We start from the raw sequence: 15,290 nt of genomic DNA on the forward strand, positions 1-15,290 counted from the left end.
AATAACGAGGTTAAGCTATGAGCACGCAATATCGTCCCCACGGCAACTGGCAGGCCAAGCTCTGCCTGCTGCTGCTTTTGCTGACCCCTTCCCTGCAGGCCAGTCAGACCCTGACCGTGGCCTGGAGCCACTGGCCCCCCTTCAGTCAAATCAACAACCGGGGTGAGCTGGACGGGCTGGATGTCAGCCTGACTCGCCAGATCCTCACCCAGGCGGGCTTTGCCCCCAAATTTCGTGAGATCCCCTGGGCGCGGGCACTCCATCTGGTGGAGCACGATCAGCTGGATGTGGCGATGGCCGCACTACCACTACCGGAGCGGCAGAAGTATGCCCGCTTCTCTGCACCCTATCGCCAGAGCGCCTATGTGCTGTTGAGTAATAACCCGATTCCAGGCCATCAGGATCGCTGGGGAAAGCTCGATACCTTGTCCAAACTGTGCCACAACAAGGATCTCAAAATTGGCAAACTGCGCGGTACTCGCCCCATTCATCAAATGGACGAGTGTCCTGCCCTCAAGGGGGCGACCGAGTACAATGCCGATGATCGACTAATCGAACTGCTGCTGGCCCGCCGTCTCGATGGCATCATTATGGAGTGGCAATATGCACGCTATCGGCTCTCCCAATTGGGCGCCGAGGGGTTTATCAGTTGTCAGCTGTTGCTGCACCACCAGCCGGTCAGCCTGATGTTTGCCAAAAACAGCATGAGCGAAGAGCAGCTCCTCAAGGTCAACGAGGCCATTCACGCTATGCCCAAACACCATGGGAAGTTCTCTCCCCCAACTGCCGTCTCGATGCCGATCCGCAGGACGCTGATCACTCTTGATAACCGACGAGTGATAGAAGTACCGCAGAGCATAAGAACAAAGGCGACCCGAAGGTCGCCTTTGATTTGGTTGACGAACCAGCACCCTGAACAGGGTGCGATCAGTCGATGTGCAGCAAGAGCGATCAACGCAGCTGTGGGGTATGGGTCAACACCCCCTGATTCTGGGCACGATGGCGCAGCAGGTGATCCATCAACACCAGCGCCAGCATGGCTTCGGCGATGGGCACGGCGCGAATGCCGACACAGGGATCGTGACGCCCCTTGGTGATCATCTCGATTGCCTCACCTTCGGTATTGATGGTCTTGCCCGGCACAGTGATGCTGGAAGTCGGTTTGAGCGCCATGCTCACCACAATATCCTGACCCGACGAGATGCCGCCCAGAATGCCACCCGCATGGTTGCTGGCAAAGCCCGCCGGGGTCATCTCGTCGCGATGCTCGGAGCCTTTTTGCTCCACCACCGCAAAGCCATCACCGATCTCCACCCCTTTCACCGCATTGATGCCCATCATGGCATGGGCAATGTCGGCGTCGAGACGATCAAACACCGGCTCACCCAGGCCCACCGGCACATTGCGCGCAATGACCTGCACCTTGGCACCGATACTGTTGCCCTCTTTTTTCAGGTCACGCATGTATTGATCCAGTTCTTCCAGCTTGCCCGCATCGGGGAAGAAGAAGGGATTCTGCTCAATCTGCGCCGCGTCAAACGCCTCAGCCTTGATGGGGCCGAGCTGGGAGAGAAAACCGGTGATCTCGATGCCATGTACCTGTTTCAGGTACTTCTTGGCAATCGCCCCCGCCGCCACTCGCATCGCGGTCTCGCGTGCCGAGGAGCGACCACCGCCACGATAGTCCCGCTGACCATACTTCTGGTGGTAGGTGTAGTCAGCATGACCCGGCCGGAACAGATCCTTGATGTCGGAGTAATCCTTGGAGCGCTGATCGGTATTCTCGATGAGCAGCCCGATGGAAGTGCCGGTGGTCTTGCCTTCAAACACTCCAGAGAGGATCTTCACCTCGTCCGGCTCGCGGCGCGGCGTGGTGTAGCGGGAAGTGCCCGGCTTGCGCCGATCCAGATCCCCCTGCAGATCCGCTTCGCTGATCTCCAGCCCCGGCGGGCAGCCATCGACCACGGCGCCCAGCGCCAGGCCGTGGCTCTCGCCAAAGGTGGTGACCCGAAAGAGTTGACCAAAACTGTTCCCTGCCATGCGCGCTCCTGCTTAGTTCTTGTAGATGGCGAAATGATCCTGATACTGCACCAGCTCGTCACGGGTCATTACAAAGACGCCGTGGCCGCCGTTTTCGAATTCAACCCAGGTAAAGGGGATCTCGGGGAACTGGGCTTCCAGATGGATCATGCTGTTGCCCACTTCGACCACCAGCACGCCGTTATCCTTGAGGAAATCTGCTGCATGGGCCAGCAAACGCTTGGTCAGCTTGAGACCATCGGAGCCGGACGCCAGCGCCAGCTCGGGCTCGTGACGGAACTCGTCCGGCAGATCCGACATATCTTCGGAGTCCACATAGGGCGGATTGGAGACGATGAGATCGTACTTGTCGCCCGCCGGCAGATCGCGGAACAGATCGGAGCGGATCGGAATGACCTGCTGCTCCAGCCCGTGATCGTTGATATTGCGCTCGGCCACGTTCAGCGCATCGATGCTGATGTCGATGGCATCCACTTCCGCTTCCGGGAACTCGTGGGCCATGATGATGGCGATACAGCCGGAGCCGGTGCACAGGTCCATGATCCGGGTCGGTTCATGTTTGAGGAAGGACGCGAAACGGTTGGCCACCATCTCGGCAATGGGGGAACGGGGAATGAGCACCCGCTCGTCCACGTAGAACTCCCAACCGGCATACCAGGCCTTGTTGGTAAGATAGGCGGCCGGTACCCGCTCCTGTACGCGGCGGATAATCAGCTCGGCGATACGGTGACGCTCGCTGCTAGTCAGACGGGAGTGGCGCATGGCCGGGTCTACATCCGGTGGCAGATGTAACGCGGGCAGTACCAGCTGCACAGCTTCATCCCAGGCGTTGTCGGTTCCATGACCGTAAAAAATCCCGGCGTCGTTGAAACGACTCATGGCCCAACGCAACATGTCCTGGATGGTGTGCATCTCGGCAACCACCTCATCGATAAATATCTTGTCCAAATCCACCTCCAAGTCGAGTAATATCCGGCCCGAGCCCCGTTTACGTTGCGGGCAAGACGCATACCTAATACATGAGCATCTGATGAAAAAAACGCCCTCACCGACAGACGAGGAAACCCTGCTGTTCCGCGATGCGATAAAAGGTACCCGGAAAATCAAGCAAGATACCATAAGGGCCGAGTTACGCCCGGTCAAGCAGAAACGCGAATTGCGCGAAACCCGCGAAAAGCTTGGGGTTGACCACTATTTCAGCGATGAGTATCAGCCCCATCTCGACGATGATGGGCCGACCCGTTACGTGCGGGAAGATGTGTCAAAATTTGAGCTGAAAAAGCTCAAACGGGGCATTTATCCGCCGGAGATCTATCTCGATCTGCACGGCATGAACCAGCAGCAGGCAAAACAGGAGCTGGCCGCCCTGCTCACCCTCTGCCAAAAAGAGAACATTCACGTCGCCTCGGTGATGCACGGCATCGGCAAACATATTCTCAAGCAGCGCATTCCCAGCTGGCTGGCCCAGCACCCCAATGTGCGCGCCTTCCATCAGGCCCCCCGCGAATGGGGCGGCGACAGCGCCATTCTGGTGTTGCTGGATATCGAAGAGTAGAAAAAGCAGCGCACAAACTAACTCTGCCCAACCGGTCGCTTGAATCGCAATGGTGATATAAAGGAGTCAATATTGACCACCAGCATGCCGCCGTTGGGCAACTGCCACGCGAAGAAGTCATCAAATCCGGCGGTCGTTAGGGCTCGGATCACCTTGGCGACCACACCGTGCGCCACCAGCAGTATCCGCTCTCCTTTCATGGTCGAAGCAAGTTCCGTGAGTCCCTGCGAGATCCGGGCTATCACCTCATCAATGGTTTCACCACCAGGAGGAGCTTCAGCCCAGCGCCGGGTGATGTTGCGTGCCCGCAGTTCGGGATAGCGTGTTCTCGCCTCTGCCTGCGTCAGCCCCTCGAACAGGCCGACATGCCGTTCACGAAAGGCCGGAGCAAGTTCCACAGGCAAGCCCAACTGACGTGAGAAGATCGCGGCGCTCTCTCTTGTTCGCAGCAGGGGCGACGCCAGCAACCGATCGAACGGGGCCAGTGTGGTCACCATCTCATCGGCCAGTCAGCATATATGCCACGCGCCATCTTGGTTGAGCCCGATATCCAACGCCCCTTGATAACGCCCCTCGGCGTTGGCTTGGGTCTCTCCATGGCGGATCACTATCAGCTCCATGGTGTACTCCTCTTTCTACGTGGAATATCGCAAAACTACTTCCCTTTCGGATAACGGGGATGATCGTCCTGGATCGGCAACCAGGAGAGCTGGCTGACGGTATGGATGTGATAGGTTGGTGCGACCGTTTCGGGGTTATCAAGTGAGACAATAGCCAGCGTCAGGTACTCGGGGTATTGAATGCTGCGATAGCTGAGGGTGGCGCCACAGGTTGCACAAAAGCCGCGTCGAATCGCCTCCGACGAGGCGTACTCAGTCAATACGCCGCATAGCCATTGCACCTGTTTCACCCGAAAATCCATCCAGGCGCCGGTCGTGCGCTGACAATCCCGGCAGTGGCAAAAATCGGTAGCAAAGGGAGCAGCTAGCACCTTGTAGCGGATTGCACCACAATGGCAACCCCCCTCTAATATACCGTCACGAGAAATCACCATCTTGTTTACCATCCAGTCCACGTTTGAAGGCATATATTGCCAGCCTAACATCCCGTTACACTAAGTTGATTAGTGCAGAAAACCAATGAAATTTGCGATTTATCAGCGCCCGTTTCAGATAGTATTGACACAGTTCACCATTGTTCAGACAGAAGATAACCACTCTCACCTCCCATCATAACGGTTATGGGGGCTCTGATTATTCATCCCCCTGACAATATGAGATATTGCCACTCACTACTGGCCTGCGAATATAAGACAAGCTCACCCGAGCCCATATAAATCTGTTCGTCGCAGCCATATTCCACGCTATTTAATTGGGTGATGCATCCGATCGGTTGAGTTGATATGATGAACTCTTTTGAGACCGACAGCTTCATGGCATCCATCACCGTTCACTGCCCTCGCTGCAACTCTGACCACGTATATCGCCATGGGAAGACCCCTGCCGGCCATGTTCGCTATCGTTGCCCCGTCTGTCCGCACGTGTTTCAGCTCACCTACACCTATGAAGCCCGCAAGCCTGGCGTCAAAGACAAGATTGTTGATATGGCGTTCAACGGCTCAGGTGTTCGTGATACTGCTCGCGTCCTCAAGATTGGCATCAACACAGTCATACGCACCCTAAAAAACTCACCCCAAGGCAAGTAACCTCCGAAAAGGTGGTGCTCGATGACGTGGCACTTATCTGTGAACTTGATGAGCAATGGGCCTATGTTGGCAACAAACAGCATCGACATTGGCTTTGGTATGCTTTTGATACCAAGAGAAAACGAGTCGTGGCATATACCTTTGGCCCACGCAACGATGAGACATGCCGTCGGTTGCTGAGCCTGCTTTCTCCGTTCCAGATAGGCTTTATCACCAGTGATGATTGGGGAAGCTATGCCAGAGAGGTGCCGAGCGAGATGCATCTGACCGGGAAGATATTCACCCAGCGTATCGAGCGTAACAACCTGACGCTCAGAATGCGCATCAAGCGATTGGCTCGCAAGACCATCTGCTTCTCTCGTTCCGTTGAGCTCCACGAGAAAGTGATTGGTGCCTTTATAGAAAGACACCATTTCAACTGATTGGAGTCATTACCAAAAAATGGCTGACCCGCTTCACCAGTCAGCCATCAACAATGTTCAAATCACGCTCACAAAGAGCTCGCTGTCAGGCGCGCACGGCACGGATCAGGATATTGCGCGGGGTCATGGGTTTGGCACAGAACTCCCCCACTTCGACCCGATAACCCTGCTCTTGCAAAAAGAGCGCGCGATCCAGCGCCAGCCAGATCTCGAGAGGACGGCGAAACAGATGACGCACCAGCTCCATGCGGGCGACATCACCAAAGCGACGCTCCCCGTGCTCCAACCAGGCGGGATAGTCGAGCCCGGCGGGCAGCACAATCCCTTTGCGTTCAGCAGCCCAAACGCAGAATGCCTCGAAGGTGCCGGTCAGCAGGCTCTTTTGCATATTGGGCACCGGCAGATACTCATCTATGCCACGCACCTGACGCTGCAGGCAGTCAAACCCGAGACGCCACACCACTTCCTGCTCACGCAAGCGGGCTATCCGCGCACCGCCGGTGACCGTCTCCTGTAGCGGCAACTTGAGATCCGCCTTGCTCAACACCAGCTCGCTGGAGTTGGCCGCGGCCGACAGCGGGCGATAGTGGCTGGTACGGATCAGGTGGTAACAACAGGGAGAGATAGTCACGCCGCGGGCACTGCGTTCGGCCACCCGCTCCAGCAGATGGGTGTGCAGCTCGCCGCAGGCATGGAGTGCCATAGCGTGATGTTCGGGGGCGATCAGCGCCGCCGACTCGGGGGCAAAAGCATCGGCGCAGGTAAAGGTCATATTCGCGCCATCCCGCTCGGCCAGCAGCCGACCTTCGTCACAAAGCTGCCCTTGCAACTCCAGACTGAGGATAGGAGCCTGTCGATGAAGTGACACCAGCCGCCCAAGATGCCCCTTGCCAGCACACCACTCCAGATAGGGGCCCTGATGGGCAGGCAGACAGGCGGTGAACGACTCGATCTGGGCCTGCTTGCGCCCCGGCATATGCAGCGCCATCTCCTTGCTGCAAGTGATGGGCTCAGGGGTAAACGGGGCAAGCTGGCTGAGTTGCTGCAGCTCGGCTCCCTCGGCAATCCAGGGGGCAAGCAGACTGCTGAGGGCATCCATATCCGCATCGAACTCCGCCAACTGGGTCAGCGTCAGCCCATTGAGCAACGTCGCCAGTTCGGGCACCTCATCGGCAAAGGCCATGGTCAAATGATGATATGGCTGATATTGCCACCAGCGTCGGTAGCGGGTGAGCAGTCGATCCAGTTGTTGAAAACGTTGAGCCAGCACGAATGCCCCTGCCTTGCAGTCAAAAAGGAGGCTCATTCTAGCGATCCCGCTTCAAATTGCACTCTCAATACCAAACGATCAGCGCCGCGCAACAGCACAGCCAACCTTGTGAGCCAGGACAGACCTGACAAAGTGCGGGGTTTTATGCTATATTCCGCCCCCTCTTTCACGCGCCCCGCCCAACGCGGGTCGCTTTACACTAGCTATGGGACCAACAACATGACCATCAACGCCATTCTGCAAGCGCGCGCGGGCGCCAAGTGTGAACTGTGCAGCGCCGAGCAGGCGCTGACCGCCTTCGTGGTGCCTCACTCCCCCGCCAGCGACGATGATCACAGCGTTGCTATCTGTGACACCTGCCGTGGTCAGCTGGAACAACCGGATACCCTAGTGGTCAACCACTGGCGTTGCCTGAGTGACAGCATGTGGAGCCAGGTGCCTGCGGTGCAGGTGATGGCATGGCGCCAGCTGAAAGCTCTCTCCGGCAAGGGTGAAGTGTGGGCTCAGGATCTGCTGGACATGATGTACATGGAAGACGAAGCCAAGGCTTGGGCTGAAGCTGGTATTGCTGACGAAGATGACGACAGCGTACCGACCGTTGACTCCAACGGCGCCGTGCTGCAAGAGGGCGACTCCGTTACCCTGATCAAGGATCTGGACGTGAAAGGCGCCGGTTTCACCGCCAAGCGCGGCACCCTGGTCAAGGGCATCCGTCTGACCAACAACCCGCTTCATATCGAAGGCAAGGTCAATGGCGTGCAGATCGTACTGGTTGCTGCCTACCTGAAAAAGGCCTAAGCCTAGGGCGATTGCTCTACTGTCTGCTGCCAGAGCACAAGCACAACGAAAAAGGATGGCGTCACGCCATCCTTTTTTATACCCGCTTGCCGCAAACGGCCAACCTGAGTCCATAACAAGCCAGCCAAAGCAAAAAGGCGCATCCGAATGGACGCGCCTTGTTTACATGGCCGATGCCGTTAACCGGCAGCGGAAACGGTCACTCAGGAGGAGAGTTTGCCATCGAGCTCTGCAATTTTCGCAGACCAGTAGGCCGGACCGGTTTCGTGGATATTGTTGCCTTCGGAGTCGACCGCAACGGTCACCGGCATATCTTCCACTTCAAACTCGTAGATCGCTTCCATGCCGAGATCGGCAAAGGCCACCACGCGGGCCTTCTTGATGGCCTTGGCCACCAGATAGGCGGCGCCACCAACGGCCATCAGATAAACAGCCTTGTGCTGCTTGATGCTCTCGACGGTTTTCGGGCCGCGCTCGGATTTGCCGATCATGCCGATAAGGCCAGTCTCACCCAGCATCATGTCGGTGAACTTGTCCATCCGGGTGGAGGTGGTGGGGCCTGCCGGGCCAACTACTTCGTCACGCACCGCATCGACCGGGCCAACGTAATAGATGAAGCGGTTGGTGAAATCGACCCCTTCAGGCAGCCCTTCGCCATTTTTCAGCATGTCGGCGATACGCTTGTGGGCAGCGTCGCGACCGGTGAGGATCTTGCCCGACAGCAGCACGGTATCACCGCTCTTCCAGCTGGCCAGCTCGGCCTTGGTGATGCCATCGACGTTGACGCGGCGCACATTACCACCCGCTTCACGGGTGATCTCCGGCCAGTCACTCAGTTTCGGCGGAGTCAGTTCGGCAGGGCCTGAACCATCCAGCTCGAAGTGAACGTGGCGGGTGGCGGCGCAGTTGGGGATCATCACCACCGGCTTGGAAGCGGCATGCGTCGGCGCAGATTTCACCTTCACATCCAGCACGGTAGTGAGGCCGCCCAGACCCTGGGCACCGATCCCCAGCTTGTTGACCTTGTCGTAGAGCTCGACCCGCAGCTTCTCTTCAGTGGTTTGCGGGCCACGGGCGATCAGCTCCTGAATGTCGATGTGCTCCATCAGGGCCTCTTTGGCCAGCACCGCCGCTTTCTCGGCGGTACCGCCGATGCCGATGCCCAGCATGCCGGGCGGGCACCAGCCTGCGCCCATGGTCGGCACGGTTTTCAGCACCCACTCGACGATATCGTCAGAGGGGTTGAGCATCACCATCTTGGATTTGTTCTCGGAGCCGCCACCTTTGGCCGCGATGCTCACTTCCACCTTGTTGCCGGGGATCATGTCGATATGCACCACGGCAGGGGCGTTGTCTTTGGTGTTTTTGCGACTGCCGGCCGGATCGGCCAGCACGGAGGCGCGCAGCGGGTTGTCAGGATTGGTGTAGGCACGACGGGTCCCTTCGTCCACCATCTCCTGCACCGTCATGTCGCTGTCCCACTGGACTTGCATGCCAATCTTGACGAAACAGGTCACGATGCCGGTGTCCTGGCAGAGCGGGCGATGACCTTCGGCGGACATGCGGGAGTTGATCAGGATCTGGGCCAGCGCATCTTTGGCGGCCGGGTTGGCCTCACGGTCATACGCCGCTTTGGCAGCCTGAACAAAATCCAACGGGTGGTAATAGGAGATGTACTGGAGGGCATCTGCGATAGAATCGATGAAATCCTGTTTTTTTATAATGCTCATATCATCCTCACTGGTCCTTGTCTCTGCCACGGAGCAGGGCAAGGGCTTCCATATGATGGGCCGTGCTGACGTGCTGGCTAAAAACTATCAACCAGCAAAAAACGAACGACACGGCAGTTTTTTCTTAAGTCACCGACACCTATGATACGCTTGCCCACCAGCACCGACTAGGGTTCGGGAACCAAACTGTTGCCTGTGTAACATAAAATGACGCCAACACTTCATATCCATCATCTAGACCATAGTGCTGAACTCCATCAGCTTTTTGCCCGCCTGCAACATCAGCCGTGGGCCATGTTGCTGGAATCGGCGGGGCCACTCGGCGCCGATAACGGCTTTGATATCATCACTGCCGATCCACTGGCGACCCTCGAAACCCGCGGCGAAGTGACCACTCTGCGTGTCGGGGCGAATATCAGCAAACACCACGAAGATCCCCTCGCCCTGCTGGCTCATACCCAGCAACAGCTGCTGGGGGAGCTGGAACTGTGCGCCACTCACCTGCCCTTTATTGGCGGCGCCCTCGGTCTGTTTGGCTATGATCTCGGCCGTCGCTTCGAACGACTGCCAGTGCAGACCGCCGCCGATATCGCGGTGCCAGACATGGCGGTGGGCATCTACGACTGGGCGCTGCTGCGCAATGTGGCGACCGGCGACTGGCAGCTGGTGCACTGGGGGGATAAAGCAGGCCTTGCCAACCGGCTGGCCTGGCTTGAACAGCAGCAGGCCAAACCGGCCCCCGCTTTTGCCTTGCTGGGGGCGTGGCAGAGCAATATGAGCCGCGCCGATTATGGCGAGAAGTTTGCCCGCATTCAGGCATACCTTGCCGCGGGGGATTGCTACCAGATCAACCTGACCCAGCGTTTCAGCGCCCCCTATCAGGGGGATGAGTGGCAGGCCTATTGCCTGCTGGCAACCGCCAACAAGGCCCCCTTCTCTGCCTTTATCCGCCTGCCGGAGAGCGCGCTGCTGAGCCTCTCTCCCGAGCGGTTCCTGCTGCTCGATGGCCGTCATATCGAAACCAAACCCATCAAGGGCACTCGCCCTCGCCACCCCGATCCGGCGACCGATCGACAAGTCGCGCAGGAATTGGCGCAGGCGGACAAGGACAGATCAGAGAATCTGATGATCGTTGATCTGCTGCGCAACGACATCGGTCGGGTCAGCCGGCCGGGCTCGGTCAGCGTGCCTCATCTGTTTGCGGTGGAGTCGTTTCCAGCGGTACATCATCTGGTCTCCACCATCCATGGTGAGTTGGATGCACGCTGGCAAGGGGTCGATCTGCTGCGCGCCTGTTTCCCTGGTGGCTCCATCACAGGCGCCCCCAAGATCCGCGCCATGGAGATCATCGAAGAGCTGGAGCCCCAACGCCGCAATGCCTATTGCGGCAGCATCGGCTACCTCAGCCAGCATGGCCGGATGGATACCAGCATCTGCATTCGCACTTTGATCGCCGAAGCGGGTCGCCTGCACTGCTGGGCCGGTGGTGGCATCATCGCCGACTCCGACGCCGACAGCGAATATCAGGAGACCTATGACAAGGTCGCCCGCATCCTGCCGCCGCTGTCGGCGCTGTAACCCTCCCCACTGTCAGGTCAACGCACAGGAGAGCTCCCCGCCATGGATCGCCACGAACTGCTGACCCGCTTCCAGTTGCAGCGACCCGCCCCGGCCCATCGCCTCGCCATTGGCGGGCTCAGTCCGGCCGCGGTGTTGATCCCGGTGGTGATGCGCGATGAGGGGCTCAGCGTGTTATTGACCCGGCGCAGCCCCCGGCTGCGTCATCATGGAGGGCAGATCAGCTTCCCCGGCGGGCGACAGGATCCCGGCGACGAGAACCTGATTGCCACGGCGCTGCGGGAGACCGAAGAGGAGCTCGGCATTCCGGCACGGCTGATTGAAGTGATCGGCACCCTCAACCCGCTCAATACGGTGTCACGATTCGAGGTACTGCCGGTGCTGGGGCTGCTCGATGGCAACTATCCCCTCATCCTGAGTCCGGATGAGGTGGATCACGCCTTCGAAGTGCCGCTGACCCATCTGCTGGATCGGCGCAACCACATCCCCCTGACCCTTTCCAGAGGGGGGAAAGCGCATACCATCTACTGGATCCCCTGGCAACAGCACTTTATCTGGGGGGCTACCGCCAGCATGATCAACCAGCTAGCCCAGCATCTCGCAAAATAACAATTTACCTACATTTGGCTGAGCGAGATTTAATCATTAACACTAAAATAACGTGCCAATTGATAAACAATAATTGAATTTTTCTTGTTTTGATCACATTTCCATAAGAAAGTGCGGTTTTTCGTGCCATAAAGATGAATTTGATCAACATTTTTGATTAGAAAAACCGTATCCTTGCGCCGACTTAATAAGAACCACACATTCGGGGTGAGATAGATGTCAAACACAGTCACTGGCACGCAGGGAGTTGCGGCGTCAACAGAGCAAGGGATCAGCTCTACTCAAACCACTCGTTGGGAAAAACGCGACTCTACCTGGGTCATCAGTCTGTTCGGGACCGCGGTTGGCGCGGGGATCCTGTTCCTGCCGATCAACGCGGGTATGGGCGGTTTCTGGCCGCTGGTCGTCATGGCGCTGCTGGTAGGTCCCATGACCTATCTTGCCCACCGTGGTCTGGCCCGCTTCGTGCTCTCCTCCAAAAAGCCAAATGCAGACATCACCGAAGTGGTGGAAGAGCACTTTGGCGTGGGTGCCGGTAAATTAATCACCCTGCTCTACTTCTTCGCCATCTACCCCATCGTGCTGATCTACGGCGTGGGTATCACCAACACCGTCGAAAGCTTCATGGTCAACCAGCTGCAGATGAGTGCCCCGCCGCGCTGGATCCTCTCCATCGTGCTGATCATGGGCATGATGTCAGTGATGCTGGCCGGTGAAAAGTTGATGCTGAAAGTGACCGAGCTGCTGGTTTATCCGCTGATCGCCATTCTGGCCGGTATCTCTTTGTACCTCATTCCGGACTGGACCGGTGCCGCGCTGGAGCAAGTGCCCTCTGCCAAGGATTTCGCCACTACCCTGTGGCTGACCATCCCGGTACTGGTCTTCTCCTTCAACCACAGCCCGGCCATCTCCAGCTTCTCCCTGGCTCAGCGCCGCGACCACGGTGATAAGGCTGTCGAGAAAGCCGATGCCATCCTCAAGCGTACCGCCATGGTGCTGCTGGGCTTCGTGATGTTCTTCGTCTTCTCCTGCGTCATGAGCCTGACTCCGGCCCAGCTGGCGGAAGCCAAGGCTCAGAACATCGCCGTGCTCTCCTATCTGGCCAACCAGCATGCCAGCCCCATCATCTCCTACTTCGGTCCGCTGGTTGCGTTCGTAGCCATCGTCTCCTCCTTCTTCGGCCACTATCTGGGTGCCCGTGAAGGTCTGAAAGGGATGATCGTGCAGAACATGCGCAAGTCCGGCAAAGAGCCGAACGCCAAGAAAGTCGAGATGTTCATCATCGCCTTCTTCATCCTGACCCTGTGGGGCACTGCCATTGCAAACCCCTCCATCCTGGGCATGATTGAATCCTTAGGCGGCCCGATCATCGCCACCATCCTGTTCATCATGCCGATGTACGCCATCAAGCGCGTACCGGCCATGGCGAAATATCAGGGCCATATCAGCAACGTATTTGTCGCTGTGATGGGGATGATCGCCATCTCCGCCATCCTCTATCAGCTGGTCGGTTAATCCCCTACCTGCCGCTGATAGCAAAAAGCCAGCCGAATAGTCGGCTGGCTTTTTTATCTCTGCAATCTGTGCCTCCGCGATTCCCCTTCTCTCTCCTTATTACTCCTCTCACTCTGTTGGCTGTCTGCATGCTCACCAGCGCCATGACTGAGCACGTCGGGTATCAACATGACCCCCATGCCCGCAGCTCAATATCGCCAACACGTTTACTCCCCCTCACCAAACCATGATGGCGTGTCTGATAGGACGGGTTCATCTGCCGCAGCCAGCCACCTCCATTCTTCTTTGATGCTGTGATTGTCTTGAAGAGCTAGGGTAAGCCATAGCAACCGGCTGTTAGCAGAGCAGACAGCAGACAAAGGTGTGTGACGCACAACAGAGGGAGTAAGCACAACTCGAAGGGATAAAGATAAGGGAACGCCCTGGGCAAGGGCGACAGAATGTCCGGCACATCAGCCAATGAGATTGATCAAAGAGGAAAAGAGAGCAAAGCCGACAATAAAAAGCGCCCTCCGAAGAGGGCGCAAGTGTGTTGCAAAACTGACCGTTGCGAGATCAGGCTTCGCGGCTCGGTACCGGAGCCACATCCAGCAAGGTTTCATCTTCGGCCATGCAAGCAGCGGCGGTGAACAGCACGTCGGTGGAGCTGTTCAGCGCTGTCTCGGCAGAATCCTGCAGCACGCCGATGATAAAGCCAACGGCTACTACCTGCATGGCGATGTCGTTGCTGATACCAAACAGGCTGCACGCCAGCGGGATCAGCAGCAAAGAGCCACCGGCGACACCGGACGCGCCACAGGCACTGATGGTGGCTACCACAGAGAGCAGCACGGCCGTTGCCATGTCCACTTCCATCCCCAGGGTATGTACCGCCGCCATGGCGAGCACAGTGATGGTGATGGCCGCACCTGCCATGTTGATGGTGGCACCCAGCGGGATGGAGACCGCGTAGGTATCTTTGGGCAGGCGCAGTTTTTCACACAGCGCCATGTTGACCGGAATGTTGGCGGCAGAGCTGCGGGTAAAGAAGGCGGTCACGCCGCTCTCTTTGAGGCAAGTCAGCACCAGCGGATAGGGGTTGCGCTTGATCTTCCAGAAGACGATCAACGGGTTGACCACAAAGGCGATAAACAGCATGCAGCCGATCAGCACCACCAGCAGTTGGGCATAGCCAAACAGGGCGTCAAAGCCGGTCTCTGCCAGCGTGGAGGCAACCAGACCCAGGATCCCGAGCGGGGCACAGCGGATCACCGCTTTCACGATGGCGGAGACACCGTGAGACAGGTCAGTGATCAGCGCCTTGGTGCTCTCGTTGGCATGGCGCATGGCGATACCCAGACCGATAGCCCACGCCAGGATCCCGATATAGTTGGCATCCATCAGCGCCTTGACCGGGTTGGTCACCACGTTGAACAACAGGGTCTGCAGCACCTCGGTGATCCCGCCCGGCGGGGTGATCTCGGCAGTATTGGCCACCAGATGGAGGTTGGAGGGGAACAGGAAGCTGGCAATCACCGCGACCACGGCCGCAGAGAAGGTACCAAACAGGTAGAGCGCCAGCAGCGGGCGAATATTGGTCTTCTGACCCTGCTTGTGACCAATGATGGCCGCCATTACCAGTACGAATACCAGCAGCGGGGCTACCGCTTTCAGTGCACCAACAAACAGATTGCCAAGCAGACCTGCCGTTTTCGCCCACTCGGGGGCAAACAGAGCCAGCAAGATACCGAATACCAGACCAACCAGGATCTGGCTGACCAGACTGGTGCTATTGACCAGCCGAAGGAGGGGGTGTTGTTGTGTCATCAAAAAAGTCCCTAAGCACCGTAGTGCATGAATCATGAGTCCTGTCTGCAACCACTCATCGGGAGACCCCTGTCGCCCGAATGTGGTGTCTGTGGCCAGCCTTCTGTCGGGCCGATCCGCCAGTCACCGGATTGCATGACGGAATATCCCATTCGCCATCTTTTTTTTCCAGAGACTCACCAAAAAATATCCCGTTTCCATCACAAAAAACCGCAACAAAACCTTAACTACAGCGCAACCACCCATTTTTGTACGTTTTATC

General features: G+C 57.7%; 12 protein-coding genes and 2 pseudogenes. 7 read left to right on the forward strand and 7 right to left on the reverse strand.

What is annotated here, in order from left to right; translation table 11 throughout:
* The first annotated feature begins 17 nt into the window (after positions 1–17).
* A pseudogene (locus tag ACTG2G_RS00495) lies at positions 18–826 on the forward strand (substrate-binding periplasmic protein).
* Positions 827–951: 125 nt separating this feature from the next.
* On the opposite strand, the gene aroC reads toward ACTG2G_RS00495, so the two are convergent.
* The gene (gene aroC, locus ACTG2G_RS00500; RefSeq protein ID WP_021230156.1) at positions 952–2,040 is read right to left on the reverse strand and encodes a chorismate synthase; all 1,089 of its coding nucleotides are present in this window, start codon (positions 2,038–2,040) and stop codon (positions 952–954) included.
* A 12-nt stretch (positions 2,041–2,052) separates the two neighbouring features.
* On the reverse strand, positions 2,053–2,988 hold the full coding sequence (gene prmB, locus ACTG2G_RS00505) for a 50S ribosomal protein L3 N(5)-glutamine methyltransferase (RefSeq protein ID WP_439985013.1): 936 nt from the start codon (positions 2,986–2,988) through the stop codon (positions 2,053–2,055).
* Positions 2,989–3,070: 82 nt separating this feature from the next.
* Between prmB and smrB the strand changes: the two genes are divergently transcribed.
* Positions 3,071–3,595, forward strand: a complete 525-nt coding sequence (smrB, locus tag ACTG2G_RS00510) for an endonuclease SmrB (RefSeq protein WP_005333198.1) — start codon at positions 3,071–3,073, stop codon at positions 3,593–3,595.
* Positions 3,596–3,612: 17 nt separating this feature from the next.
* Here the strand turns inward: smrB and ACTG2G_RS00515 are convergent.
* Positions 3,613–4,215: pseudogene (locus ACTG2G_RS00515) on the reverse strand (histidine phosphatase family protein).
* Between the two features lie 35 nt (positions 4,216–4,250).
* Positions 4,251–4,649 (reverse strand): GFA family protein, encoded by a 399-nt coding sequence (locus tag ACTG2G_RS00520; protein ID WP_429205996.1) that lies wholly within the window; start codon positions 4,647–4,649, stop codon positions 4,251–4,253.
* A gap of 378 nt (positions 4,650–5,027) precedes the next feature.
* Here ACTG2G_RS00520 and ACTG2G_RS00525 point away from each other — a divergent pair.
* Positions 5,028–5,722 (forward strand): IS1 family transposase gene (locus tag ACTG2G_RS00525; protein WP_270657729.1). Its coding sequence is split into 2 segments (ribosomal slippage): positions 5,028–5,274 and positions 5,274–5,722, totalling 696 coding nucleotides; the frame shifts between segments, so codons are not numbered across the junction.
* Between the two features lie 85 nt (positions 5,723–5,807).
* Here ACTG2G_RS00525 and ACTG2G_RS00530 read toward each other — a convergent pair.
* On the reverse strand, positions 5,808–7,028 hold the full coding sequence (locus ACTG2G_RS00530; protein WP_236271487.1) for a methyltransferase: 1,221 nt from the start codon (positions 7,026–7,028) through the stop codon (positions 5,808–5,810).
* Positions 7,029–7,211: 183 nt separating this feature from the next.
* Here ACTG2G_RS00530 and ACTG2G_RS00535 point away from each other — a divergent pair, with 183 nt between their 5' ends.
* Entirely contained in the window at positions 7,212–7,790 is a 579-nt protein-coding gene (locus tag ACTG2G_RS00535) for a PhnA domain-containing protein (protein WP_005333203.1), read from the forward strand.
* A gap of 203 nt (positions 7,791–7,993) precedes the next feature.
* Here ACTG2G_RS00535 and ACTG2G_RS00540 read toward each other — a convergent pair whose 3' ends face one another.
* Positions 7,994–9,520: a fumarate hydratase gene (locus tag ACTG2G_RS00540; RefSeq protein ID WP_005351759.1), complete on the reverse strand. Its 1,527-nt coding sequence runs from the start codon at positions 9,518–9,520 to the stop codon at positions 7,994–7,996.
* Positions 9,521–9,814: 294 nt separating this feature from the next.
* Between ACTG2G_RS00540 and pabB the strand changes: the two genes are divergently transcribed.
* The 3 genes from pabB (at position 9,815) to ACTG2G_RS00555 (ending at position 13,222) form a co-directional block, all read left to right on the forward strand.
* Entirely contained in the window at positions 9,815–11,098 is a 1,284-nt protein-coding gene (pabB, locus tag ACTG2G_RS00545; protein WP_439985014.1) for an aminodeoxychorismate synthase component I, read from the forward strand.
* A gap of 42 nt (positions 11,099–11,140) precedes the next feature.
* Positions 11,141–11,707, forward strand: coding sequence for a CoA pyrophosphatase (locus ACTG2G_RS00550; RefSeq protein ID WP_005351753.1), 567 nt, complete (start codon positions 11,141–11,143; stop codon positions 11,705–11,707).
* Between the two features lie 216 nt (positions 11,708–11,923).
* Positions 11,924–13,222: a serine/threonine transporter gene (locus tag ACTG2G_RS00555; RefSeq protein ID WP_236271489.1), complete on the forward strand. Its 1,299-nt coding sequence runs from the start codon at positions 11,924–11,926 to the stop codon at positions 13,220–13,222.
* A gap of 555 nt (positions 13,223–13,777) precedes the next feature.
* Here ACTG2G_RS00555 and sstT read toward each other — a convergent pair.
* On the reverse strand, positions 13,778–15,028 hold the full coding sequence (gene sstT, locus ACTG2G_RS00560) for a serine/threonine transporter SstT (RefSeq protein WP_069526865.1): 1,251 nt from the start codon (positions 15,026–15,028) through the stop codon (positions 13,778–13,780).
* Between the last annotated feature and the right edge of the window lie 262 nt (positions 15,029–15,290).

Source organism: Aeromonas sp. 55A (assembly GCF_051919665.1).
Taxonomy (GTDB): Bacteria; Pseudomonadota; Gammaproteobacteria; order Enterobacterales; family Aeromonadaceae; genus Aeromonas; species Aeromonas veronii.

What these genes read in the sequence shown, in the direction of transcription:
- sstT (WP_069526865.1), bottom strand. Translation starts at nt 15,028, where the DNA reads ATGACACAACAACACCCCCTCCTTCGGCTGGTCAATAGCACCAGTCTG.
- pabB (WP_439985014.1), top strand. Translation starts at nt 9,815, where the DNA reads ATGTTGCTGGAATCGGCGGGGCCACTCGGCGCCGATAACGGCTTTGAT.
- ACTG2G_RS00555 (WP_236271489.1), top strand. Translation starts at nt 11,924, where the DNA reads ATGTCAAACACAGTCACTGGCACGCAGGGAGTTGCGGCGTCAACAGAG.
- ACTG2G_RS00520 (WP_429205996.1), bottom strand. Translation starts at nt 4,649, where the DNA reads ATGGTGATTTCTCGTGACGGTATATTAGAGGGGGGTTGCCATTGTGGT.
- ACTG2G_RS00535 (WP_005333203.1), top strand. Translation starts at nt 7,212, where the DNA reads ATGACCATCAACGCCATTCTGCAAGCGCGCGCGGGCGCCAAGTGTGAA.
- aroC (WP_021230156.1), bottom strand. Translation starts at nt 2,040, where the DNA reads ATGGCAGGGAACAGTTTTGGTCAACTCTTTCGGGTCACCACCTTTGGC.
- ACTG2G_RS00530 (WP_236271487.1), bottom strand. Translation starts at nt 7,028, where the DNA reads ATGAGCCTCCTTTTTGACTGCAAGGCAGGGGCATTCGTGCTGGCTCAA.
- ACTG2G_RS00540 (WP_005351759.1), bottom strand. Translation starts at nt 9,520, where the DNA reads ATGAGCATTATAAAAAAACAGGATTTCATCGATTCTATCGCAGATGCC.
- ACTG2G_RS00550 (WP_005351753.1), top strand. Translation starts at nt 11,141, where the DNA reads ATGGATCGCCACGAACTGCTGACCCGCTTCCAGTTGCAGCGACCCGCC.
- smrB (WP_005333198.1), top strand. Translation starts at nt 3,071, where the DNA reads ATGAAAAAAACGCCCTCACCGACAGACGAGGAAACCCTGCTGTTCCGC.